This is a genomic window from Kitasatospora sp. NBC_00039 (assembly GCF_045160625.1).
GTDB lineage: Bacteria > Actinomycetota > Actinomycetes > Streptomycetales > Streptomycetaceae > Kitasatospora.
The window spans coordinates 4,848,791-4,872,124 of record NZ_CP108289.1 but is presented as its reverse complement, the minus strand read 5'-3'; the positions used below and the strand labels follow the sequence as shown (position 1 = coordinate 4,872,124).

The following is a 23,334-nucleotide window of genomic DNA, read 5'->3' as shown; positions in this document are numbered from 1 at the left end:
CCGACGTTGTCGTCCGACGTCTTCGCCACGAGCCTACGTGGTGCCCGCCCGTCAGCCGCCGCTGTGGCGGATCTCCTCCAGGACCGTCGCCCCCAGCTCGCGGATGATCAGCTCCTGGCCGGAGAACGTCTCCTCCTTGAGGTCCGGGTCGTCCTCCTCCGGGATGTCGTCCTCCAGGGCGACCGCCGGAGCGGCGGGCGCGGCCGGCCGGGCCTGCACGGGCGGAGCCGGCGCCGTCGGGGCGGCCGCTGCGACCGGTGCCGACGGGGGTAGGGCCACGGGTGCGGGCGCGGGAGACGGGACGGGCGCCGGTGCGAAGGCCTGCATCGGGGGCGCGGACGCCGCCGGACGCGCCGGGGGTGCACCCCAGCCGCCGCCACCGCCACCGCCACCGCCGAAGTTCCCGCCGGCGGCCGGGGCGGTGCCGCCTCCGCCACCTGCGACCCCGCCGGACGAGCCGCCCGACGGGTCGACGATGCACTCGATCCGCCAGTCCACACCGAGCGCGTCCGACAGCGCCTGGCGCAGCACGTCGTCGCTGTTGCTGCCGACGAAGCTGTCCCGGGCGCCCGCGTTGATGAACGACACCTGGAGCACGCTGCCGTCGAACCCGGCCACCTGGCCGTTCTGGCTGAGCAGGATCCAGGTGAAGCGGCGGCGGTTCTTCACCGCCTCCAGAATCTGCGGCCACATCTGCCGGATCTGCGCGGCGCCCTGCTGTGCGGCACCCGAGGGCTGCCCGCCGGCCGGGGCGGCTGCCGGGACCGCCGTGGGCGCGGGGGCCTGGACGGGGGCTGGGGCCTGGACGGGCGCGGCCATCGGCTGCGGCGGGGTCTGCACGGGCGCCGGCTGCACGGGCGCGGGGGCGCCACCGGCCGGCGGGAAGCTGCGCGGAATCGGCCACGCGCCGGGCGCGGGCCCGGCCGGGGCCGGCGCGGGCTGGACGGGGGGTGCCTGCATCGGTGCGGCCTGCACGACCTGTGCCGGCTGTGCGGCCTCAACCGGCACCGGGGCGCCCTGCACGGGCGCCGCGGGCATCGCCGGCATGGGCGTCACGGGTGCCATCGGTGCTGCGGGTGCCATCGGCGCCATCTGCCCGGCCGCCGGAGCCGCGAAGCCCCCGGCCGAGGCCCGGCGCTCCAGCTTGTCCAGCCGCGCCTGCAACGACAGCTCGTCGCTGTACGCGCCCGGGAGCATCACCCGGGCGCAGATCAGCTCCAGCTGGAGCCGCGGGGCCGCGTTCCCCCGCATCTCGGTCAGCCCGGTGTTGACGATGTCCGCCGCCCGGCTCAGCTCGGCCGCCCCGAAGACGTCCGCCTGGGCCTGCATGATCGCGACCCGGTCGGCCGGGGCGTCGATCAGCCCCTTCTCCCCGGCGTCCGGCACGGTGGCCAGGATCACCAAGTCCCGCAGGCGCTCCAGCAGGTCCGTCACGAACCGGCGCGGATCGTGCCCGCCCTCGACCACTCGGTCGATCACCTGGAACACCGTCGCCCCGTCGTGCGCGGCGAAGGCGTCCACCACCTCGTCCAGCAGCGCCGAGTCGGTGTACCCGAGCAGCGCGGTCGCCATCTGGTACGTCACACCGCCCTCGCCGGCGCCGGCGAGCAGCTGGTCCATCACCGACATGGAGTCACGCACCGACCCGGCACCGGCGCGCACCACCAGCGGGAAGACGGAGTCCTCCACCTGGATCTGCTCCCGCCCGCAGACCTCCGCCAGGTAGTCGCGCAGCGTCCCCGGCGGCACCAGCCGGAACGGATAGTGGTGCGTGCGGGAGCGGATCGTCCCGATCACCTTCTCCGGCTCCGTGGTCGCGAAGATGAACTTGAGGTGCTCCGGCGGCTCCTCCACCACCTTCAGCAGCGCGTTGAAGCCGGCCGAGGTCACCATGTGCGCCTCGTCCAGGATGAAGATCTTGTACCGGCTGTGCACCGGCGCGAAGAAGGCCCGCTCGCGCAGCTCACGCGCGTCGTCCACACCACCGTGCGACGCGGCGTCGATCTCGATCACGTCGATCGACCCGGGCCCGCCCGTCGCCAGGTCCCGGCAGGACTGGCACTCCCCGCACGGGGTCGGCGTCGGCCCCTGCTCACAGTTCAGGCAGCGGGCCAGGATGCGCGCGCTCGTCGTCTTCCCGCAGCCTCGCGGGCCGCTGAACAGGTACGCGTGGTTGACCCTGTTGTTGCGCAGGGCCTGCTGGAGCGGAGCGGTCACGTGCTCCTGCCCGATGACCTCGGCGAAAGTCTCGGGGCGATAGCGGCGGTACAGGGCTAGGGACACACCACCGACGATATCGGGACGGGCCGACAAACGCGTCGCCCCTCAACCGGGCCACCACGCCCCCGGGAACGCAAAGACCCCTCGCGCACCCGCCAGAGCTCTCCTACCCTTGCTGCCTTCCGGCCCTGGGGGAGTTCAGAAAGATGACGCCACACGAGGGGCTGCCCCCAACAGTACCCGATCCCCACCCCCACCTCCACCATCCCGATCCGCAGGTCACACCCCGCCCTCGCCTACGAGATACGTGGTCGCGACCACCCCTGAACATGTACTAAGCTCTCCCACGGAGGATTCGCCTAGAGGCCTAGGGCGCACGCTTGGAAAGCGTGTTGGGAGCAATCCCTCACGAGTTCGAATCTCGTATCCTCCGCCATGGCTGACCAGCCATAACGAAGGCCCCGACCGCCCAGCGGTCGGGGCCTTCGTCGTGCTGTGGTCTCAGTTTTGGTCTCAGTTGCGATTTTCGGGCCGCGCCGACCGCTCGTCGCAGAACCTCGCGAGCTCCTCGGTAGGCTCACCCAAGACTCGACCGTCGACATGGTCGAGGGCGCGTCGAGGCCTTCGGGGCCACCGGACTCGCGAAGCTAAGCACTGCCAGGCGGTCTCGCCGCGTCGAGTGCGTTCCGACGCGAGCTACCCTGGCGGAGGCCGACGAGGCCCCGTAAACGCGCGAGCCAAGACCCGACCGCCCACTCTCGCCGTCGCCGAAGCGGCGTCCCCGGCCAGCATGAGGAACGCCGAAGACATCGCGGAAGCCCGCCCTGACGCTGAGCATCTGGACGGCGCCGTGCCCGCTCCACGAGGCAGCGGGATTTGGGGGCGCCGGCGGGAAAGCCGGCGCCGAGGTCGGCGGTGACCCCGCGACACGGACGCTGGGCTATGCCCTGTTTATGAGCCGCATGGGCTGCACCGAGTCAGTGATCTTGAGGTAGTTCGCGTCGAGCTTTTGCCCAAGCAGCACAAGGGCGGTAAGCCTGCGCGCTATCGCGGTGAAGGCGCGGGCCTCGTCAATGGTGAGGTCACGACCGAGGACGCGCTTGTCGCGGTAGCTCAGCCACTTGCGCAGCACCTGAAAGCCGCCGATCTTGTAGTCCCAGGCAGCTCCAGGCACCCCACGCCATCGCACCTGGTCATTTAGGTAGATGTCGAGCACCTGGCTACCCAGAACATCCCGTTCCTCATCAGTCAGCCCGTCACTGTCACCCGAGAACTGTTCGCGCACATCGTACTTTCCAGCACCCGGCATAACCGCACGCGACTGGACGATGCCCCAGCCTGCGGTGACGGCCAAATCTCCACTTCCGGGGTTCAAGGGCTTGCCATCCGTGCGCCCTATGGCAGCAACCTTCCCCAGGTACGGGTCAAGGGGAGCCGCATCGAGGCCAGTAACGGGTGTGTCGGGGTTGAGCAGGGCTGCTACTTGTCTGCCGAGAGCAGCCGATTCGAGTAGCGCTTGCGTGGTGTCAGGCAACGGGATGCGAGGCCAGTCAGAACGCACGGCCTCACCATTCTGCTCGACATACAGCGGCGAGACCCCGATTGCGAGCGCATGCAACCAAACGAGCATCGCGCTGTCCTTATTGGTCTTTGCGTCGTCGACGCCAAGCTGCTGCAAGTAGGCCAGAGCACCACTGGAGAGATTTGGCCTCCACGTGTCGGCTGGCTGCTCGTCATCGAGATCGAACAGCGAGAGCATATCGTTATCAGCCTTTTCTGATCCGGCTGAAAGCCAGAACGGAATGGCGTAAGCGTCGGTGAACAGAACCTTCTGGTCCACCAGGCAGTCAGAGAAGTGAACAGCCGCACCGTCCAGCGCCCGCGGGGCGCGGCGGCGGATTAGCAGAAACCCGGAGGACGCCGTCGCTGCAGCGACTAGCAGTGGCCGAGAGCGGTTCCAAAGCTGCGTCTCAGTCTCGACATAGGCATAGCGCATGTCGAGCGGCCGGAACTGGAAGCGCTGGATACGCTTCTCGTCGAACGGACGCTGATCCAGAAGGCGCTTGCGGACCCGCTCTGGTTCGAAGCCCGAGAACGTCCTGGCGAGTCGAGAATCGACCTGCACCATCGGGACATCGGGGTCCAGGTAGGTCCTGATGCGGGCAGTCAGAGCATCCCGGTCACTGTCGATCAGGGCGAATTGGCGGTTCTCGTTCAATCCGAGCATCGGGGCTTCGGCGCACAACTCGTTGAGAGCTGGCCAGTTCACGTAGCCCTGGCGCGGACTCCAGCGCAGCAGGCGGAACCAGTTGGCCTCCTCCGGTGCGAGGGGCTCGTATTGAGGTCCGGCTTCGGGATCCACAGCGGCAGCGGCGAGCTGCTCACGCTTGTCCTGCCCCCAAAAGCCGCGATGCCGGACCGTTGTTGACGCATCGCCATGGTCGGCGGTGCGGACGAGCATGCTGATTGCCACGCCGCGCGTGATGCCAGCCGGGTTCATCCGTGTGGAGAAGATGGAGGGGTCAGGGTCTCCGGCAGGAGTCTTCTTACCGGTCTCTCGACTGTCGCCGTTGAGGTGGTCGATGGTGATGTCGTCGAACTCGGCAAGCAGCCGCTGTCGCATGACGACGGAGGACGGGTCGCCAAGCCAAGAAGAGTTGGTGACGAAGCAGATAATGCCCTTGCCGGTCTGCTCGGCGATTCGTCGTTCGGCAATGCGAAAGAAGCGAATGTAAAGATCGTCAAGCTTATTCTTGGTGATGTCCCACTTCTCCGCCAGCCCGACTTTGTACGGCTCGGCGAGACCTCCTTCCTCGCGCCCGGATACGCCGGCGAAGCCGTTGTAAGGAGGGTTTCCGAGCACGACGAGGATGCGCTGATCGCGCTTGACGGCGTCGGCCGCGTCTCGCTCGGCGACGAACTCGGGGAACGGTAGCGGCGGATGCTCACTGCCATCGACCCAGCCAGTCAAGGCGTTGGTCAGATAAACGCTCGCGCGTTCACCGGCATCGGCGTCGAGCGGCACGCCCAGGCGGTGCAAGGCGATCCCAATCCTGAGATGCGCGATGACGAACGGCGCAGGCAGCAGCTCAAAGCCGTGGAGACGCGACAGGGCTGCTTGCTTGGCGTCCGCTGCGACGAGCCCATCGTCGCCTTGCTCCTTCAGGGTCGTCACGATCTTGTCGAGGACGGCGGTCAGGTAGGAGCCTGTACCCGTACACGGGTCGAGCACGTGGACCTTCGGGTCGGCGAGGCCCAGCGGGAGATCTAGCTGTGTGCGTAGAGCATGGTCGACGCGGTCGACCATGTAATGCACAACCTCGGGAGGCGTTCACCAGACCCCGAGTTCACGGCGGAGTTCCGGATCGTAGGCCTGCAGGAACGGCTCGTAGAAGTACTGGACCGCCTCGGCTGCCTCGAAGCGCTGGAAGAATAGGTTGCGGTCCACGCGAGCGAGGACATCGTCGGTCCAGTCGAGTACCTCGTCCAGCCCTACCGGCAGGCTTGCCGGCGTCGCCAGCTGCTGGAAGAGTACACGAACCATCGGTACCGACAGCGTCCACTGGGCCTGACGCCATTTGAAGCGCTCTGTGGTCTGGGCCGGCTGCTGCTCTGACCAGAACGCCCACGCGGCGAAGACACCGTAGAACAGCGTCTGCACGAGCGCCGAGCGAAAGAAGTGGTCGCCATCCTTGCCTTCAAAGCGCAGGCCCAGCGCTTCCTCCAGCGCACTGCGCAGGGTAGCGAGGGTCTTCATGTCTCCGGCGTCCTCGACCCGCGATAGCCCAGTACGGGCGTAGGCCGCCAAGAACCATGCCAGGTCGGCAGGGTCACTCAGTGGTGCGTCGCCTTGCAGTGCGCGTTGGAGGTAGGCGACGAATTCGGCACCTCGGGCGTTCTCAGTGTCCTTCGGGTGGAGTGCCCAGAAGGAGTCCTCGCCAGGCGCGAGTGTGAAACGCTCACCGTTCTGCGCCTTGCCATCGGCATCCAGGCGAATGACCAGGAAATCGCGGTAAGTGCATACCAGGACCTTGCCATAGCGGGCCAGGTAGCGCTGGACCTGGGTAGAGCGCGCGATTCGAACGACGTCCTGCGATACGCCCTTGACCTCCACGACTCCGCGCTCGGGCGCACGTGCGAGCAGCGCGGAATCGCCAGCCTCGGCGACCGCTTCGCGGGCGGTGAACAGACCGCCATCGGGCAACCCAGCGCCACGGTTCTTCGTGGTCAACACGCAGGTGACCACCGGCGAGAGGGTTTTGCCGACCCCGTTGAGGAGCCCTTCGAGCTGCCCGTAGTAGGAGGTCTCCGGGACAGCCTCTCCGGTCGAGTGGATGGCCTGCAGTCGTTCGAGGTAGGTGCGTAGGAGGCCCATGAGGGAGATCGTATTGGGAACCTTTGCCCGCCGGGATCGATCCCCCAAATATGGCGTGGCCAATCGTCGTCCACTTCTCTGTCCTGCCCGCCACGCCGTGACGCTGGAGCAAGAACGATCTCCCGACGGCGGTATGCCGGCATGCTCATGCTCGATTCCACTGTCACCGGCAGCACGGGTACACGCGTGCAGCTACAGTGCCGGATGTCGAGGCGTAGCTCGGGCGCTGGGCTGCCGTAGAGCTAACTGGTGGACCAGAGGCTACGAGCTGAGGGCCACGACCCTGCGTTTCCGTTGGGGCCCTCAGCTCTTTCCTCAAGCCGGTCTGCCCAGCTCAGGCGGCCTCTTCGTCAGGGACGTCTGCCTCATCCGCAGCCTCGCCCCAGAGCAGTCCACCGATCTTCCTGCCCACGTCGTGCAGCATCGGGTCGGTGACGTGCTGGTAGCGCTTGGCCATCGAGGCCGACGACCAGCCCATGATCGCCATCACGATCCGCTCCGGCACACCGAGCAGCAGCAGGACGGTCGAGGCGGTGTGGCGAGCGTCGTGCAGACGCCCGTCACGGATGCCAGCCTCGCGCAGGAGCCGCTTCCAGTGGTGGTAGTCGGTGCTGGGGTTGAGCGGCTCGCCGACCTCCGAGGCAAAGACGTAGCCCTTGTCCACCCAGAGGTCCCGGGCGAGGGCGCGCTCACGATCCTGCTCCTCCTTGTGCTGGCGCAGAACCTTGACCATCTGCTCGGGAAGCGGGACAGGCCGCTTCCCGGCCCTGGACTTCGTGCTCGTGGTCTCGTCGCGGATCAGGACCTTCTGGCGGCAGAAGCCGGGCTTGCGCCCGCAGTCCTCGCGGCACCCGTGCTCGTACTTGGGCCGCAGTCGGCCTCGTCGGACCCAGGCCACTCCCTTCTTGAAGTCGATGTCCGGCCACTGGAGTCCGAGCACCTCACCCTGCCGCAGGCCGAGCGCGAGAGCGAAGATCCAACGGGCGGAGTTGCGCCGCTTGCGGGCGGTCTCCAGGAGGTCTTGGACCTCCTCGACCTCGTAGGGCTCGACCTCGTCCTCGTCCAGCTTCGGCGCCTTGGCGATCGAGGCGACATTGACTGTGAGGTGGCCACGGCGGATGGCCTCGGCGAGGGCGACGCGGATGGTGCGGTGCGCCTGGTGGGCGGTCCCGCCCCTCTTGCCGTTGGCCTTCATCTTCTTGTAGAGACGTTCCAGGTGCTCGGGTTCCAGCTTCACGAGCTTGTGCGCGCCCAGGCCGGGGATGAGGTGGACGCGGACAGCGACCTCATAGCCGAGGTAGGTGTTCTCGGCGACGGTGTCGGGCACGATGTCCGTAATCCATTGGGTGAGCCAGGTCTTGACCGTCCACTGCTGGCCGGGCTTGCGGACGGTGCCGGCGTCCCGGTCCTTCTCCAGCTGCCGCACCTTCTTGGTGACCTCGGCGCGGGTCTTGGCCGTGACGTGACGGCGGTCCGGGGTGCCGTCGTCCTTGACACCGACGGTGACTCGGCCGTGCCAGCGGCCGTCACGACCCTCGTAGATAGAGGAGGCTCCGTTGGGCTGTCGAGACTTCGTCATGCGATGCCCCTCAGGCCGCGAGCGCGACGGCAGCGCCGACGGCCCGCACACGAGCGGCCAGGTACTCGTCCAGTGCCTGGGCAGGAACGCGACGAAGACGGCCGATCGTCACGGACGGGACGTCACCGGAGGCAACGAGGGAGTACATCGTCGTACGGCCGATGCTCAGTCGACGGGCAGCCTCCTCGATGGTGAGCGCGACCAGCGTGTTGTCGGCTGCTGCGCTGTCCTGATCAGCGATCAGGCGGAGGAGCACGTGCTCGGTGGTGCCGAGGGCGTGAGCCACTCGGGAGAGCTCCAACGGAGTTTCGGACATGGGTGTCCTATCCCGACGGCGCTTTCGGCTATGCGCCGCCGTTGTCGATGTTCCAGGGATGGGCGATTGGGTAGTCGGGTCCGCGTGACGACCCTCGGCGTTCGTAGCGCCGAGGGGTTGCGGAGGGCATGGCTGGTCGAGGGTTCACGGGCTGGCGGAGCCCGTGGTCGGACCGGCGGGACGGGACGTTAGCCGCAGATTCCGGCCGCACCAAACCGCCGAACGCACGGCATGATGCCGGTCATTATCGGATCGGCGACGGGAATGACGTGCGGAACCAGCGGTATGCAGCAAGTTCTCTCGGGCGGCCGGGGCACATCCTCGGGTGCTCTGGCTACGTTTCGCTTCCCGGGTCGTCAAGACCCTCAGCATCAGAGGAGCCGGGCGGGAAGTTCGGCGAGCGGTAGTCGTCACCGGCCGCATCCGCTACGACCCGGGTGATCATCGCTCTGATGAGCTCTTCGAGATTCGGGTGGGCACGGCCGTAGGCATCGAGCGCCTCGCGGGCCCGGTCCATCTCCTTGCGGGAGGCGACGGACTTCTGCCAGCTCTCGGCGAAGTCGGCCAGCAGCCGTTTCACGTGAGCGTTCGCGGCGATCTCGGGTGGGCCGACCAGGTTGTCCAGGGAGATGTCGAAGACCTTGGCGAAGCCGATGGCCTCGTCCAGGTTGACCCTGCGACGTGGTTCACCGCTCTCGATGCGCCACACCGCCGACTGGTTGAGCGGGTAGCCGGCCTGGGTCAGGCGTTCGGCGAGCGTGGCAGTGCTCCACCCGCGCGCCTCGCGCTCCATCTTGATGCGCCGGGCAACGTTCTCCTCCCCCTCCAGCCGTTGTCGCCGGTCCTCGTCAGCCATGGTCAACCCTCCATGCATCGTCATTAAGCCCATTTGCAATGCGCCGAGCACGACGTTAACGTGATGCAAGATGAAACGCAACTGAGCCGAAACGCATCGGCCAGCCGGGCCAGCCACCCGGTGCCACAACGCAAAAAGCCCCCGGCGCTACGAACGCCGAGGGCCAAACGCAGAACCTCGAAACCGCCCATCCCTGGAACAGTCGACAACGGAGGAACCGGGTAGCCGCCCAGGCCTCCGAGTGAGGACACCGCTGTGGACCAGCGTACGACCCCGCCGCCGAACCCGTCATCCCACAGCCGGCGACAGGACGGCGCGTCGGACACGCGCGCCGCGCTCGTCGACTTCGCCTCCGGCGAGCCGCCGCACAACATCGAGGCCGAACAGGCGGTCCTCGGCGCGTGCATGCTGAAGCACCAGGCGGTGGATCAGGTCCGGGGCACGCTGGACGCAGGCGACTTCTACCGGCCCGCCCACGAGACCATCTGGCGCGCGATCCTCGCCCTGCGCGCCGAGGACGCCCCTACCGACCCCATCGCCCTCGCGGACCACCTGCAGAGCAAGGGAGACCTCTCCCGCGTCGGTGGCTCGTCCTACCTCCACACGCTGGTCACCGTCGCTCCGCCCTCGACGGACAACGCCGACTACTACGCGCAGATCGTGCGCCGCGACGCCCAACTGCGGACCCTGCACACCACCGGCATCCGCACCATCCACCACGCGCTGACCCCGGGTGCCGACCCGGACGAGATCCGCACGGCCATCGAGACGGAGATCCGTGCCGAGCGCGAGCGCGCCCTGGCCTCCGGCGGCAGCCGCCTGTCCCGCTACATCGTCAACGGCTGGGACTTCGTCACCAAGACCGGCGCGGACAAGGAACCCCTGTGGGGCACCCGCGAACAGACCGCCTGGGCCTCTGGCGAAAGCCTGATGATCGTCGGCGCACCCGGCGTCGGCAAGACCACCATCGCCCACCAGGTCGTCCTCGCCCGCCTCGGCCTGCAAGCCTCCGTCCTCGACCTGCCCGTCGCCGAGGGAGAGCGCGTCCTCTACCTCGCCATGGACCGCCCCCAGCAGATCGCCCGCGCCATGGCCCGCCGCATCACCCCCGCTGACGAGGCCCACCTGCGCGACCGGCTCGCCGTGTGGCAGGGCCCGCTTCCCGCCACCCTCGACAAGGAACCCGACCTCCTCGCCGAACTCGCCGCCGCCCACCGCGCCGACACCATCGTCATCGACAGCCTCAAGGACGCGGTCAGCACCCTCGTGGATGACTCCCTGGCCGTCGCCTTCAACAACGCCCGCATGCGCGCCCTGCGCGCGGGCGTCCAGATCATGGAGCTCCACCACCAGCGCAAGGCCGCAGCCGACGCCCCGCGCGGGATGCGACCCACCCTGGACCGGGTGTACGGCTCGACCTGGCTGACCGCCGGGGCGGGCAGCGTCCTGTTCATTGCCGGAGAAGCCGGCGACCCGGCGGTCACCATCCACCACCTCAAGACCGTGACCGGCGAGATCGGCCCGCTGCCGGTCGTCCACGACCACCAGCGCGGCACCACCTACGTCGAGCCCACCCTCGACCCGGTCACCCTCCTGCGCGCCGCCCCGGACGGCCTGACCACCCGTGACCTGGCGACCGCCCTGACCAGCGAGGCCAACCCCGACCGCGCCGACATCGAGAAGGCCCGCCGCCACCTCGACCGACTCGTCAAGACCGGACTCGCGGTCAAGACCGAAGGCACCGCCGGAGGCGCCGGAGGCGGCCAGCAAGCCCGCTACCGCCCCTCCGCCCGGCACATCACCGCCGTCTCGTAACCGCCACCACGGTGACCGGACTGACCGGCGGGCAACGCAGGCCAGCAGCCCGCCGACCTGCTGACCGGCCCGTCGGCCGACCAACGGACGGCACCCACCAGGGCCACCGGGCGGCCGGTCAGTGAGCGGATCACCAACCCAGCCGGGCACCGACAACCAGGCGCGGATCGTTCACGGGACCGTACACGCACCCCTCCCGCAAAGGGCCCGGCGAAACCCGTTCACACCGTCCACGCTTAGCAAAGAAACCGCAGGTAGAGCGATCACGGAGGCGTACACGCCGTCCACGCGACCCGGCGTTCACGCGCGAGCCCCCCCTTTAGAAGGGGGCTCGCGTGTACGCCCCACCGTGAACGCCCCGCCTTCGATGAGACTCCAAGCCGCCGCCCGCCGTAACCAGGTAGACCCAGCAACAAGAGATCACCGTGATCCGAATCCTGATCAGACCACCGGAAGCCGGAGCAAGTTGTGGGGTAAGGACTCCTTACCCGGCCCCCGCTCCTGGCGGAGCAAGTTGTCGCATTGGACGGTCCTATGGCCCGCCGCACGCAATGCCCTCGCCCAGGGGTGCGAGAGCAAGCCTGGAACCAGCGGCAGCGGGGAGGCGTGGAGCCACCGATGCTCGCGATCGGACAGTCACGGTCCGCCGTCAGTCATTGGCTGCGGGCGCGAAGTAGTCGCGGAGCATGACGGTGGTCCACTCGGCCTGGTGCTGCTCTCCGCGAGGTCCCATCTCACCGAACCACGGCTTCACGTCCAGGATCGGAGTGCCGTCGACAGCGTCGAGGTCTTCGACGTGAAGGTCCAGGCCGTCGACCTTGATCAGACGACAGCGTGAGACCCCGAGCCAGTTCAGGCGCCGCATGTTGCGGTGCCCGAAGATCCCGACCTCCGGCCACTCCGGGTTGTCCCGAGGCCGGCGGGCTCCGAGGTTCAGGTCGGTCGGGTCGGTGAGGTGGAAGCGGAAGACGATCTCCAGGTGCGAGAAGTCCTCAAGGCCCTTGGTCGCATCGGCGGTGAAAAGGGATCCGTCCAGCCGGATGATCGCCCGGGTACCGCCCCAGAAGTCGTCGGTGGGTTCGATCCGGCCGCCGACCACGTGGCCGAGGGCCTCGACGTCGAACGTCTCACGGTCTGCCATCAGTGACTCCTCATCAGGCTGTTTCGGTCAGGTACGCGGCAGCGCGGGCGTCGATCTCGCTGATCGCAGCGGTACCGCGCCGCCGGTAGGGGGAGAGCAGGGTGCGCATGTCGGCGGCGGCCTGGCGGGTGCGGCCGGACCGTACGCCGTCCATGGCATCGAGCGCCTGCGACCAGGTGGCACACGCCCGGTCGATGTTGTTCATCTGCGCGTACACGGAGCCGAGATACCCCAGCGTCACCGCGTGGGTGCGGGTGAACTTCGTCGCCTTCCGCGTGCGGACGCTGTGGTGGAACTCGCGCACCGAGCCGTCGAGGTCTCCTATGTCGCGCAGGGCGCACGCGGTCTCGTGGGCCAGGCTCGCCTCACCGAAGAAGAACACCCGGTCCGGCTCGGCGATGTCGTCACTCGCGGCGGACAGGTCGTCCTCGGCCCGCAGCAGGGCCTTGGCTGCGGCGTTCTTGCGGCCGGCGGAGGCCAGGCTCCGGGCGTGGACGACGCCGAGGAGAGCCCGCTCACGTGGGGAGGCGAGCGCGTACCGGTCGCCGTCGACGGAGGCGGCAGCGAGATTGAGTGCCTGCTGGTGGTGCCCGAGGTCGATGGCCTGGTGCGCCATGGCCCGCAGTACGTGGGCAGCCATCGGCGGATCGCCAGCCTCGGCCGCGAGTTTCACCGCCTCGGCGAAGTACCGCTGGGCTGTGGCGTGCTGGCCACCGTCGAACGCCATCCAACCCGCCAAGTAGGCGAGTTCGCTGGCTGCGGAGAAGAGATCACGGCGAACACGCTCGTCCGTGAACTTCCCCCGCAGGTAGGCGGTGACGTCGGTCGCCAGGTACTGCACCACGGACGTCCAGGCGTGACCACCGCCTCGCCGCTGGTCCACTTGGGAGAACAGGGTGGTCATGTCGCGGACGGCTGCGAGGTCGCCAGGGCCGACCCGCCGCGTTGCGGCAGAACTGCGCGCGCTGCCCCGCTCGGCCATGCGCTGCCACCAGTCTTCGCCGGGCAGGGAGAGCGCGGCCACCGAGTAGACCGCCACCCCCAGGGCCCGCCTGCGTTCCACGTCCACGTCGGTTCTCCCGAGTTCGGCCAGCGCGCTCAGCGTATCGGCGTCCCAGTCGGGTTTTTGGGGTGCGAGCGCGATCAGGCCGATCTCCTCCAGCGTCACGACCCGTCCGCCGAGCGCGCGGCCCAACGCCTCGGCCAGGAAGGCACCGACGTTCCCGGCCGGCTGACCGCCGTTCTTCCAGTGCGTGATGCTCGATTTGTTGGTCTCCAAGAGCTCGTCATGCTCGGCCGCGACCCGCCTGACCAGGCGTGCGATCGCATCGCCGGAGAGTCTCGTCTCGTCGATGACCTTCCGCAGCCGCTCGTTCGGTTCCCTCGTCGGCGCCAAAGCGCACCTCCCTGACGGGCCGTTAAACCGCTTAAACCGCACAGCGTGCCCAACACCGTACTCCCAGTAGCGATTAGGCGGTTCACTAACTGCATGCCGCTCCGCAGGGTGGAGCCGATTCGGGTCCTGGACCCCTGCGGAGCGGCGGCCTGCGGCGGCTCCAGCCATGCATCCGGCATCGAGAGCCGCCCCGCCAACTCGCGACCCCGGAGAGGCTGATGACGACTGCCGACCGCACACCGCACCCGTGGAACCTCAACGGCATCTCCACGCTGGTGGACCCCACCCGGCCAATCCCGCGCCGATCCACGCGTCCGACGCGGGAGGGCACCGCGGCGACCAGCAACCGCATGCTGCTGGACGAGCACCGCAGCAAGGACGGGCTGTGCGTCCGGCGCGAGAGCCCCTGGCCCTGCAACGTGACCAGGAGCATCCGCTTCGGGAGCGCCGTGTGAACAGCGGCGAGCTCCACACCCGGGCCGGCGACCGGACCGTCATCTTCGTCCCGAACCGGGAACGGGCCCGCCGACGCGCCCTGATCCTGCGTCAGCTCGCTGCCGGTCGTCGCCGCCGCAAGCGGCACCGGGAGTCGGCGGCGTGAGCACCAAGAACTCCCCGGACTTCAAGCTCCCCGAAGACCGCCACCAAGGCCTGTACATCCGCACATTCAAGATCGCGAAGGACGGTACCCGGCACGACGACTCCGGTGTCATCACCGTGGAGTCGGAACCCGACGCCTACGCCTACCACCCCTCGGCCACCTGGCCCGCGTGCCGCTGCCCGCAGCACCGCGACAGCTGACCCGACCATCGCCGGCGGGCTACACGCCCCTATGGCCCCATCGATCCCGCGTGTGAGAGGAAGAATCTCTTGTCCCTCGAACAGCTCTCAGGAAAGACCGTGCTGGTCACCGGAGCCGGCGGCCTCATCGGCAGCCGCATCACGTCTCAGCTCCGCCAACTCGGCGCCCGCCCCATCTCGGTCTGCAAGCTCGACGCCTACCCGCGCGAGGTGTACCGCGAGCGGTTCGGCATCGATGCCGCCGACCCTGACTTCATCGTCGGCGACATCGCCGAGCCGGACCTGATGCGCAACGTGATCTCCGGCTGCGACTACGTGATCCACGCCGCCGCCCTGGCCGACGTGGCTGCCTGCACCCGCCGACCGCTGGACGCCATCGACACCAACATCACCGGCACTCAGCGCGTCCTGGACGCCGTTGCCGCCTCGGACCGCGTGCACAGGATGGTGTTCGTCTCCTCCGCCAGCGTCTACGGCAACGGCAGCCCTCAGTTCGTGGAGAGCGCGGCGGTCCAGCCAGTGTCGGTGTACGGCAACAGCAAAGCGTGGGGCGAGCACCAGACCGCCGCCGTGCTCGGCGGCGCCGGCATCTCCTACGCCGTGGTGCGGTACTTCTCCGTCTACGGCGAACCTCAGGTCGTGAAAGAGCGGAGCCACTCCTGGGTGGTCGCCTGGTTCGCCATGCGGGCCGCACTCGGTCTGCCGCTGCACCTCAACGGCGGCGGTCACCAGATCCGCGACCTGGTCCACGTGGAAGACATCGCCACCGGCACGCTGTGCGCGCTGGTCGCAGCCCGCACACACAACGAGACCATCAACATCGGTACCGGGACTGGTACTTCGATCCGCCAGGTCGCCGAACTCGTCCGCAGCCACTACCCGGACGTCCCGTTGGTCGAGACGCCCATGCCGCCCGGCGATCCCGAGGGCGGTTACGCCTCCGTCCAGCGGATGGAGGACCTGCTGGGCTGGAGGCCGGCCATCACGGTGGCGGAGGGAGTCGCCCGCTACGTCGCCTGGCTGAAGGCCACCCCCGAGGCCATCCCCGACTGGATGCGCCAGGCGGCAGCGGCCTAGATGATCGGCGGTCGGCCCAGCCGGGTCATGGTCCACACCGTGCGCCAGCGCATCGGCTTGCGCTGGCCGCACGGTGTACGCCAGCCCTCGGCGAACCCTGCGAACCACGCCTTCAGCCCTGCCGCATCGCGCGTACGGGCGAGCGTCAGCGCAACCCACACCCCGAGGTACAGCGGCACCAGCAGGGCCGGCAGGTGGCGGCGCGCGAGGTATACCCGGTTGCGGGCGTTCGTACGGTAGAAGAAGGAGTGCCGGGCTGGACTGGTGCGCGGGTGCTGGAGCAGCAGCTCCGGCACGTACAGGATGCGCCAACCGGCATCCAGCGCACGCCATGCCATGTCGGTCTCCTCGTGGGAGAAGAAGAAGGCGTCGGGCCAGTCGCCGACCTGCTCCAGCATCTTCGAGGACATGGCGTGGCCGCCGCCGAGGAAGGTGGTTACCTCTCCGCCGCGCATCGGATCGCCGGCCCGCAGCCGGGGGACGTGGCGCCGCTGGGTGAAACCCGTCTCGTCCGCGACGCGGAAGCTCACGATGCCCAGCCGGGGGTCGGCCTCGTACAGGGCGACGATCCGCGCGAGGACGTCGTCCTCGACCAGCAGGCCGTCGTCGTCCAGGTCCACCGCGACGTCCACGTCCCGCAAGTGCTCCAGGGCAACGTTCCGGCCGCCAGTCACCCCGAGGTTGTCCGCCAGCTCGACGCTCTCCACCCACGCCGGCAGGTCCGGCAACGCACACCCGTTGCCGATCACCACGACCTTCGCGGCCTTAACCGTCTGCATCTCCACCGAGGCCAGCAGCTCGGCCAGCTCCTTCGGCCGCGTGCCCATGGTCAGGATCGCCACACCCAGCTTGACGCCCACCGAACCTCTTCCCTTCGAGGAACCAGAGATGACCTCACGAACGCCGGATCACAGCACCGCGTCGCTCAGAGAACTCGCCGAGAACCGGAGCCTTCCCGCCCATCAGGTCATGGACCAGGACACACTCGCCTGGATCGCCGGAAACCGGCCCGAAGCCTCAGCCGCGCCGCCCACCCTGCCACATCCGCCGCTCATGCTGGTACCGGACGTCACCTGGTTCGCGGAGCCCCGGCTCGTCGACTCCATCCACGGCATCCGGCACAACGCCCGCGTCTCCCTGCTCGCCGGTCTGCTCGCCCAGGAGTACGGACTCGACCGCGATCACACTGCGGCCCTCTGCGCCGCCGCAGCAGTCCACGACTGCCGGCGGCACGACGACCGCGACGATCTCGGACACGGCCAGCAGGCAGCAGCCTGGTTCACCCGCAGCCAGCACGACGTGACTACCCGGCTCGGCCGGGAACTGCCTCCGGATCTTGTCGCGCAGGCGGCCAGCGCGATCGGCCTGCACGACGTCCCGTACGCGGACTTCACCCCGCAGCAGAACCTCGCCTACCGGCGGGCACCCCACCTGATCGACCTACTCAAGGCAGCCGACTGCCTGGACCGCTACCGGCTCCCCCTCACCCGCTGGTGGCCCGACACCTCCCACCTGCGCATCGTCATCCCCGCATGGCTCCACCCCGTCGCCTTCGACCTGGTCCTCCGAAGCGAACAGGCCCGGCTCAGCGGCGCCTCGAACCACAGGGCTCTCATCCACGCCAGCCAGATCCTCAACCCCCGGCAGTAGGAGGTCATCCATGCACAGCGAATGGGACAACGCCCACACCGACCACACCAGCAGCGCCACGCGACCTGGCCCGTCCGGCCTCGCCGAAACCGAAGCCGACTGGCGCCACCACCTCGAACACGAAACGCCCAACGGCTGGTTGCTGAGCGGCAACGCCATGACCAAGATGCTGACCTCCGGACGCCCCATCCACCTGATGCACACCACCGTGGCCCTGGACGCGATCCGCGCCAGCGGCCACCTCTACGCCTCCAGTGGCTGCCTGGTCGCGGCGCTCTACTGCGCTCCCCTCACCCCCGAACCTGCCGGCCTGCGACCCCACAACCTCGGCACCTATCTCCTGGAGACCAAGAAGCACACCCGCACCCTGGTCTTCGAACTCACCCCCGACGCCCCCGTGCCGCCCAAGGGCATCGACTACCTGCGGCTGGGCGCCATCCACCTGCGGACCTACCTCACCCACCGCAGCTTCCTCACCGAGGCTGAAGACGCCCAGCTCCGCCGGGCGGTCCTGGACCGGCTCCGTGCAGTGGCGCCCTTCCTCGACACTCTCCTCGCCAACGCCACCGGAAAGCCGACGCCGGGAGCCGAGTTCATCGACCAGCTCGCCGTCGCTGTGCCAGCCTTCCCCTTCCTCGGCTACCTCTACTTCGAGGTGCTGTCCGAGTACCTGATGCTCAACTCCAAAACCCCGGAGACCAAGACGTACGCCCAGCTCGGAGAGATGAACAACCGCCTCTACAAGCGCCTGGCGTTCTCCGCAGTCCAGGGCATGGACCAGCTCTTCGACCTGTCCCGCTTCAAACCGGGACACGAACGCCTCCTCCAGCTCGTCGAGCAGATCGAGGCCGGCCTGACCGCCGGGGTAGCCCGCTTCACCAGGCGCCGCCTGTCGCACCTGTTCGCCAACGTGGCACTCGCGCCCAGCCAGGACGCGACGTCCTTCACCTTCCGAAACGCGGACTTCGACACCCTCGCCGCGACCGCGCCACACCTGCTGGGTCAGCTCATCTTCCGCGAGATGCGCATCATCGACCGTTACCCACAGCTCTACCTCGCCTTCGAACAGGCCAAGGCCCTTGAGGCATGGGCCTACTGGAACACCGAAGGCATCCCGACCCCGTTCAACGGCACGATCCCGAAAGGCGAGATCGGCATCAACACGGCCTACCCGCGAGCTGGTTGCATCACATGGATCGCGGAGACCTGCGAACGCGGCCTACTGCACCCAGTCGAGCAGCTCGACCTCACCCTCCTCCCCCGCCTCGCCGAGCTGTCCATGACCGCCATGCGCAGGGACCAGACAGGGAAGGCCGTAGGACACCTGCGGCAGAACCCATCGCTCTAGACCCTGCGACGAAGTGAGCGATGGACATCACCAACTCAGCTATTAGCCAGGCGAGTTCATGTGAACAAAGCACGGCCCAGCGAGCAGGCGCTTGATCTCCGCGTCGTGCAGCAAGGCGCTCCCGTTCCCACCGACCCACCGCGCTTCTGACCAGTCAGTAGGCATAAGGACGACAGCTGGCAGGGCACTGCTTCGGGCTGCCCTGACAAGGGGCTCATACAGATCGGCGCATGGCTTGATCCCATCTTCTCCCTAGGTGATCATTTCAGTACGCTGGGTCACTAACTTGCTCGGGGGGCACTTCCGTCGCAACTTGCGCGGACGTGTACGGGCAACCACGGACACCACAGCGGGCGGGGAGATCAAGTCATGGATCTGCTGGCGTTTCCGGCGCTCGCCGGAACAGTGTTGAACGAGGCAGTCAGGTTTCTGTTCGCGCGGGCGGGCGCGGTACTCGATCGACGAGCTGGGCGAGTTCCGGTCGAGGAGCCAGAGCGAGTAGCAGGACAGCCGGACCTATTTCGGGTGCGGGCCGCAGAACTTACGGACGAGCGTGTCGAGCGCATCATGCACGCCCAGGGTGCGCTGAGCGTCTACGTGTCCCGCCCTGAGCTGCTGCGCGGCGATGACGACGGCCTGCGCGAAGTTCTTGGGCGCCTGCGACGAGACCTGGAGGAGGTCTACGGACGCGGCTTTCCCTTCGGTGACGAGCAACGTCCGAGGCCAGGCGTGGACGTCTCTCAACAGGTCGATCAGCTCAACGGCCAGCAGGTGGGAGTGCGAGCCAAAGGCATCGCTGAGGCTTCCCGGGTGCAAGTCATCCAGAGGGCCAACACGATCGAGGAGACTGGCGAGCAAGTCGGCTTGGAGATCGACGGGGCGATCGGCTGACGGGACAGCACCGCGATGAGCCTCGACGACGCGCAAAAGCCCGAGAACGATCGGGCTAGTGACCGCCACTCCGTGTTCGGGCGTCGGATTCGAACGCAGCTGACACACGAAAGGCCGACGACCCACGAGTGCACCCTCTCCACTGAGAACGTGACGCAGGACGAGCCAGTAGCAGGTGACCTGACGGCCCCGGCCCGCGTAGCCCATGTTCCCGTGATCGGGCAACCAGCGACGGAGAACGGCGCGCGCTTCACTCCGCCTGACACCATGTCATCTGCCGAACCAGTCGGCGGGCCAGCAACGGTAGCGCGAGACACGGAGCCCTGGCTTCACGCGCAGGCCCCATCCCAAGTGGACGAAGCTGTAGGTGAGACCTGGCCTTCCAAACAGGTCACGGAGTCAGAACAGCTCCACGAGGTTGCCGCGTCGCCCAATGGTGAAAGCCCTCCGACAACGGAGTTCGACCAACTTGCGGGCCCGGTACACGAGCTCACCTCGGTGGAAGACGTGGAGTCGCTCCCCGAGTCGCTAGGTGAGGGACGCACCAACCATGCGCCTCAGCCAAGGAACCCTGCTTTTCCGCCGCCTGAGTGGGGCTCGCTGCCGCAAGAGGCCCCGGTTGTGTACGGCGAGCGCAAGACCGATGGCCCGCAGGGCAGTCCGGGCCAGGTGCCTGCCAGCGCATCGAGCGATGCCGCGAATCCATCCAGGCGACGCGAAGCGCTCGACCGTGCGGCTGTGGAGGCGGTCCGGCAAGGCGCGTTGCTCCAAAGTGCTTTGGTCAACCACGGCGAGATGGTTGGCGTGAAGTACATTTTTGAGCAGACCCTGGACCATCATGCACCGATCCCTGCCGGATACCTCGACGTGGTCCGCGAGGTGTATGCCGAGCCACGTGCCGATGAGGGTAGACCGTACGACACGGGCGACGCCGCGCGGGACACTGGCCGAACAGCTGGGGAGGCAGAAGGTAGCTTGCTGCGAACTAGTCGACGGTCCTGGAGCTTTGCTAACGCATTTGAGGCTCTCCGGCCGGAAGGTTCTGTCCTTGTCCTGGCTCGCCCGCCCGCGTCAGGACGAACCATTACCGCCTACGCCCTACTCGCCCGACTCGTTGATGAAGGGCTCGTTGACGAAGTCTGGCCTGTATCGTTCGGCGGCTCCCGGCACTTTCCGGCGCGACGCCTTCCCCGCGAACACCATCGTGGCTATGTGCTCGAGCTCCCGCCCGATGAAGAAGACTTCGAGATCCACGAGTCCTTCGGAGCAAATCTGGAAACGATCAAAACCACTCTCATACGTCGCCACAGTCGGCTCATCATCCTGACGTCTCCAGAACAGTGGCGGCGTCTCAGCCGCGGTGCGCCAAGAGATGTCGCGCCACCGTTGGACCGAGCCATGCCGCGTGACATCGCTGCCCGCTGGCTGCGCGCCGAAGAACCAACTTTTCCAGTGGAACGTTGGCTTGCCGATAACCAGATCAACGACCTGCTGCAAGGCCAAAGCCCCACGGATGTCCTTCGCGTCGTCGAGCTCATGCTGGAGGAGCATCGCGGCGCGCAGCATATCGTGGCCATCGGGTCTCCGGGCATCGACGCCCTACAGCGAAGGCGAGCAGGGGGAGAAGCGAGCAGCGGCTTGACTTTCGATCAGCAGGTAGCGAAGGTCGTGGCCGCGCGCAGCAACTGGGAGGACGAACTCCACGATTGGCATGAGGAAGACAAGCGCACCAGCTTTCACCGTAACTTCCTGGTAGCTGCTGCTGCCCTGCGTGGCGCTTCGGTTGGACACGTGTACGCCAAGGCGGCCGACCTGGCTGCACAGCTCGACGAGCCGGACGTACCACTCGCCGGTCAACAAGCGCCCGGAGTCATCGCCATGACCCGCGCAATCGATGCTCGCCGCAACCGCGATGGAACGCTTACCTTCAATCGCACACACTGGGACGACGCCGCCCTTGAGTATTTCTGGAATGACAGGCCGTTGGCCCGCAGCCAGTTCTTGAGCTGGCTCGCGCGGGCTCCGCTAGACCAGCCAAAGGCGGCGCTGGAAAGCATCGACCGGGACGACCTGCGCGAGCTAGCGGGCCGTATTGGTGAGTTCGCGGTGCGCTGGGCGGTACGCCACCGCAGGCAGGAACCCCTAGAAGAGATCGTGACGGCGTGGCACGAGCAGACCAAGGACAAGCAACTCTGGCCACTTGCAGTCGCTCTCTTGGATGGTGCAGCCTCCCAGGCAGCCAGCGCTCCATTCATTCACACCCTGTTGCTCTCGTGGGCCAAACGCACCGAGGTTTCACTTCAGCTCGCGGTCGTTGCGGTCTGCTCCGGAGAGTTCGGCCGCAGGCATACCGGCAAAGCGTTGAGGCGTCTGCGTCACGCGGCCAAGTCCGAACATCAGGTGGTGGTCAAGGCACTGCAAGCCGCAGTGCATACCCTCTGGGCTGACCCCTCTGTCCGGCCCATGCTCTTCACCTACGTAGTCGAATGGTGCGGGCTGGAGAAGACACGCGACACTGTCGGACTCCGCACTTTCGCCGCTCTCGCTGCAACGGCCAAACCCGGCAGCAACGACATTCCTCTGCTTCTCGACGGCTCCGATGTCGAGGAGGAAGAGCGCTTCCGTCCCCCGCTAGCCGGCCTTGTCACCGGCTGGCGGACTCTGCTGCGACAGGGCCCAGGGCCAGCAGGAGCGCGGGAGGTGGATAAAGCCGCCTTCCTATGGCTGGAAGCAGCGTTGATGCATCCGGAGCTCAAGACCACCATCCTCAACACCCTGCGGCAGGCCGTAGTCGCGCCCGGGAAAGAAGGACAGACCCTTCGCGAGACCCTGCGCACATGTCTCTACGGGTGGGTGCAAGGGCAAGACCGCCCTTACTCCGCAGACCGGAAGGCTCTACAGCAGGAGCTGTCCAGCCTGCTTGATGCGGACCTTTACGCCGTGATGCGGCCGAAACCTAGTCAGGTTGAGCGCACGGAGCCAGTTACGGACGGCGATGTGCAACCAGCTTCGGAGGGGGCCATGGATGGTCGCGGGATCCTCGCCAGGGACGGGGACTCCGCCGAGTGAAGCGCCTACTCGACAGAATTCGCGGCCGACGGTCGATTGAGCCGGCCGCCCCCGAGGCCACGTGGCAGTACATCTTTGCTGACCGCCCCGCCAGCCGGGATCCGGTGTTGTGCTTCACAGCCCAAGTGCGCGTGACCTGGCGGCGATTACCAGATGACGTGCCTGCCGACGGCCCGCACGCCGCTGCCAGGCTCGTGCGGAAGGTCATTGGTGAGGTGGCTGGTAACTGTGACGTGTTGCGCCCCGAGGCTGCTGAGCAGGACATCTCCGCAGCCCTAGTCGCCGCGCTGCCTTTGACCAGCTACGGGCTGGAGGTACTAGACAGCAGGGTTCAGCTCACCGTTGACGAAGCAACGCGCGAGGCGGCTCTTCGGTCCGAACGGCAGCGTCAGGACTACGCGCGTGACTCGGAGCGGCTGCAGCAGGAGTACGAACTGGACACCTTGGCTCGGCGTCAGGCACGGGCACGTGCTGACTTCCTGACTGCCGAGATCCTCGCCAACCCAGCCTCTGCCCGCCTCTACGCTTTGCTAGAGCACACGATGGAACACGGGCCCAGACTTGGAGGGCCGCCGGCAGGAACCGACCTCACCGATCTCGTACGCGAGGTCCAGCAGTGGCAGCCACAAGCACGGTGGGTGGCGATCGCGCAACTCCTCCACGACTTCGTAGCGGGCCTTTCAGAGGAGGGACGCAAGGAACTTCTGACCATCCTGGCCAACGCCGTCAGGGTCTACGGCGAAGAGCCACTTGCTCAACGCCTCACCAGTGCCGGGGGCGAAGCCGAGTGAGGCTCACCG

General features: G+C 67.5%; 19 protein-coding genes, 1 tRNA gene and 1 other RNA gene. 11 read left to right on the top strand and 10 right to left on the bottom strand.

The annotated features are described in order from the left end of the window. Positions 1-51: 51 nt before the first annotated feature. Both OG286_RS21600 and ffs read right to left on the bottom strand, forming a co-directional pair. The gene (locus OG286_RS21600; RefSeq protein WP_405365702.1) at positions 52-2,283 is read right to left on the bottom strand and encodes a DNA polymerase III subunit gamma and tau; all 2,232 of its coding nucleotides are present in this window, start codon (positions 2,281-2,283) and stop codon (positions 52-54) included. 69 nt (positions 2,284-2,352) lie between these two features. After that, an RNA gene (gene ffs / locus OG286_RS21595) (signal recognition particle sRNA small type) lies at positions 2,353-2,449 on the bottom strand. A 119-nt stretch (positions 2,450-2,568) separates the two neighbouring features. Between ffs and OG286_RS21590 the strand changes: the two genes are divergently transcribed. Then, positions 2,569-2,656, top strand: a tRNA-Ser gene (locus tag OG286_RS21590). A gap of 504 nt (positions 2,657-3,160) precedes the next feature. Here OG286_RS21590 and OG286_RS21585 read toward each other — a convergent pair. The 5 genes from OG286_RS21585 to OG286_RS21565 form a co-directional block, all read right to left on the bottom strand. Further along, positions 3,161-5,527 carry a type ISP restriction/modification enzyme gene (locus OG286_RS21585; RefSeq protein WP_405365701.1) on the bottom strand — a complete coding sequence of 789 codons (2,367 nt, stop codon included), beginning with the start codon at positions 5,525-5,527 and terminating at the stop codon, positions 3,161-3,163. 24 nt (positions 5,528-5,551) lie between these two features. Continuing rightward, positions 5,552-6,595 carry a hypothetical protein gene (locus OG286_RS21580; RefSeq protein ID WP_405365700.1) on the bottom strand — a complete coding sequence of 348 codons (1,044 nt, stop codon included), beginning with the start codon at positions 6,593-6,595 and terminating at the stop codon, positions 5,552-5,554. A 334-nt stretch (positions 6,596-6,929) separates the two neighbouring features. Then, positions 6,930-8,174: a tyrosine-type recombinase/integrase gene (locus OG286_RS21575; protein ID WP_405365699.1), complete on the bottom strand. Its 1,245-nt coding sequence runs from the start codon at positions 8,172-8,174 to the stop codon at positions 6,930-6,932. A gap of 10 nt (positions 8,175-8,184) precedes the next feature. Then, entirely contained in the window at positions 8,185-8,490 is a 306-nt protein-coding gene (locus OG286_RS21570; protein WP_405365698.1) for a helix-turn-helix domain-containing protein, read from the bottom strand. A 334-nt stretch (positions 8,491-8,824) separates the two neighbouring features. Beyond that, the gene (locus tag OG286_RS21565) at positions 8,825-9,346 is read right to left on the bottom strand and encodes a helix-turn-helix domain-containing protein (protein ID WP_405365697.1); all 522 of its coding nucleotides are present in this window, start codon (positions 9,344-9,346) and stop codon (positions 8,825-8,827) included. Between the two features lie 255 nt (positions 9,347-9,601). Here OG286_RS21565 and OG286_RS21560 point away from each other — a divergent pair, with 255 nt between their 5' ends. Further along, complete coding sequence (locus OG286_RS21560; RefSeq protein ID WP_405365696.1) at positions 9,602-11,161, top strand: DnaB-like helicase N-terminal domain-containing protein; 1,560 nt, start codon at positions 9,602-9,604, stop codon at positions 11,159-11,161. Between the two features lie 649 nt (positions 11,162-11,810). On the opposite strand, the gene OG286_RS21555 is transcribed toward OG286_RS21560, so the two are convergent. Beyond that, positions 11,811-12,302: a TrmO family methyltransferase gene (locus OG286_RS21555; RefSeq protein WP_405365695.1), complete on the bottom strand. Its 492-nt coding sequence runs from the start codon at positions 12,300-12,302 to the stop codon at positions 11,811-11,813. A 13-nt stretch (positions 12,303-12,315) separates the two neighbouring features. After that, complete coding sequence (locus OG286_RS21550; RefSeq protein WP_405365694.1) at positions 12,316-13,698, bottom strand: Tat pathway signal protein; 1,383 nt, start codon at positions 13,696-13,698, stop codon at positions 12,316-12,318. Between the two features lie 218 nt (positions 13,699-13,916). Between OG286_RS21550 and OG286_RS21545 the strand changes: the two genes are divergently transcribed. The 4 genes from OG286_RS21545 to OG286_RS21530 all read left to right on the top strand — a co-directional run bounded on the left by OG286_RS21545 (position 13,917) and on the right by OG286_RS21530 (position 15,576). Continuing rightward, positions 13,917-14,153 (top strand): hypothetical protein, encoded by a 237-nt coding sequence (locus OG286_RS21545; protein ID WP_405365693.1) that lies wholly within the window; start codon positions 13,917-13,919, stop codon positions 14,151-14,153. Beyond that, entirely contained in the window at positions 14,150-14,299 is a 150-nt protein-coding gene (locus tag OG286_RS21540; RefSeq protein ID WP_405365692.1) for a hypothetical protein, read from the top strand. The genes OG286_RS21545 and OG286_RS21540 overlap by 4 nt, the downstream gene beginning before the upstream one ends. Further along, the gene (locus tag OG286_RS21535) at positions 14,296-14,499 is read left to right on the top strand and encodes a hypothetical protein (RefSeq protein ID WP_405365691.1); all 204 of its coding nucleotides are present in this window, start codon (positions 14,296-14,298) and stop codon (positions 14,497-14,499) included. The genes OG286_RS21540 and OG286_RS21535 overlap by 4 nt, the downstream gene beginning before the upstream one ends. 69 nt (positions 14,500-14,568) lie before the next feature. After that, on the top strand, positions 14,569-15,576 hold the full coding sequence (locus OG286_RS21530) for an NAD-dependent epimerase/dehydratase family protein (protein WP_405365690.1): 1,008 nt from the start codon (positions 14,569-14,571) through the stop codon (positions 15,574-15,576). Here OG286_RS21530 and OG286_RS21525 read toward each other — a convergent pair. After that, a complete protein-coding gene (locus OG286_RS21525) occupies positions 15,573-16,403 on the bottom strand; it encodes a glycosyltransferase family 2 protein (RefSeq protein WP_405366072.1) in 831 nt (276 codons plus the stop codon). The two genes, OG286_RS21530 and OG286_RS21525, sit on opposite strands and share 4 nt — an antisense overlap. A 61-nt stretch (positions 16,404-16,464) precedes the next feature. Between OG286_RS21525 and OG286_RS21520 the strand changes: the two genes are divergently transcribed. From OG286_RS21520 to OG286_RS21500, 5 genes are all read left to right on the top strand, one after another. After that, positions 16,465-17,226: a hypothetical protein gene (locus OG286_RS21520; RefSeq protein ID WP_405365689.1), complete on the top strand. Its 762-nt coding sequence runs from the start codon at positions 16,465-16,467 to the stop codon at positions 17,224-17,226. Between the two features lie 10 nt (positions 17,227-17,236). Further along, positions 17,237-18,574: a hypothetical protein gene (locus OG286_RS21515; RefSeq protein WP_405365688.1), complete on the top strand. Its 1,338-nt coding sequence runs from the start codon at positions 17,237-17,239 to the stop codon at positions 18,572-18,574. Between the two features lie 369 nt (positions 18,575-18,943). Further along, positions 18,944-19,465 carry a hypothetical protein gene (locus OG286_RS21510; RefSeq protein ID WP_405365687.1) on the top strand — a complete coding sequence of 174 codons (522 nt, stop codon included), beginning with the start codon at positions 18,944-18,946 and terminating at the stop codon, positions 19,463-19,465. Between the two features lie 1,212 nt (positions 19,466-20,677). Then, entirely contained in the window at positions 20,678-22,534 is a 1,857-nt protein-coding gene (locus OG286_RS21505) for a hypothetical protein (protein ID WP_405365686.1), read from the top strand. Beyond that, entirely contained in the window at positions 22,531-23,325 is a 795-nt protein-coding gene (locus tag OG286_RS21500) for a hypothetical protein (protein ID WP_405365685.1), read from the top strand. Before OG286_RS21505 ends, OG286_RS21500 begins: the two co-directional genes overlap by 4 nt. The last annotated feature ends 9 nt before the right edge of the window (positions 23,326-23,334 follow it).

Bases quoted from the DNA above. Each gene is read 5' to 3' on its own strand.
- OG286_RS21585 (WP_405365701.1), bottom strand. From the start codon at position 5,527: ATGGTCGACCGCGTCGACCATGCTCTACGCACACAGCTAGATCTCCCG.
- OG286_RS21580 (WP_405365700.1), bottom strand. From the start codon at position 6,595: ATGGGCCTCCTACGCACCTACCTCGAACGACTGCAGGCCATCCACTCG.
- OG286_RS21570 (WP_405365698.1), bottom strand. From the start codon at position 8,490: ATGTCCGAAACTCCGTTGGAGCTCTCCCGAGTGGCTCACGCCCTCGGC.
- OG286_RS21520 (WP_405365689.1), top strand. From the start codon at position 16,465: ATGACCTCACGAACGCCGGATCACAGCACCGCGTCGCTCAGAGAACTC.
- OG286_RS21515 (WP_405365688.1), top strand. From the start codon at position 17,237: ATGCACAGCGAATGGGACAACGCCCACACCGACCACACCAGCAGCGCC.
- OG286_RS21555 (WP_405365695.1), bottom strand. From the start codon at position 12,302: ATGGCAGACCGTGAGACGTTCGACGTCGAGGCCCTCGGCCACGTGGTC.
- OG286_RS21510 (WP_405365687.1), top strand. From the start codon at position 18,944: ATGGATCTGCTGGCGTTTCCGGCGCTCGCCGGAACAGTGTTGAACGAG.
- OG286_RS21575 (WP_405365699.1), bottom strand. From the start codon at position 8,174: ATGACGAAGTCTCGACAGCCCAACGGAGCCTCCTCTATCTACGAGGGT.
- OG286_RS21545 (WP_405365693.1), top strand. From the start codon at position 13,917: ATGACGACTGCCGACCGCACACCGCACCCGTGGAACCTCAACGGCATC.
- OG286_RS21525 (WP_405366072.1), bottom strand. From the start codon at position 16,403: ATGGGCACGCGGCCGAAGGAGCTGGCCGAGCTGCTGGCCTCGGTGGAG.
- OG286_RS21565 (WP_405365697.1), bottom strand. From the start codon at position 9,346: ATGGCTGACGAGGACCGGCGACAACGGCTGGAGGGGGAGGAGAACGTT.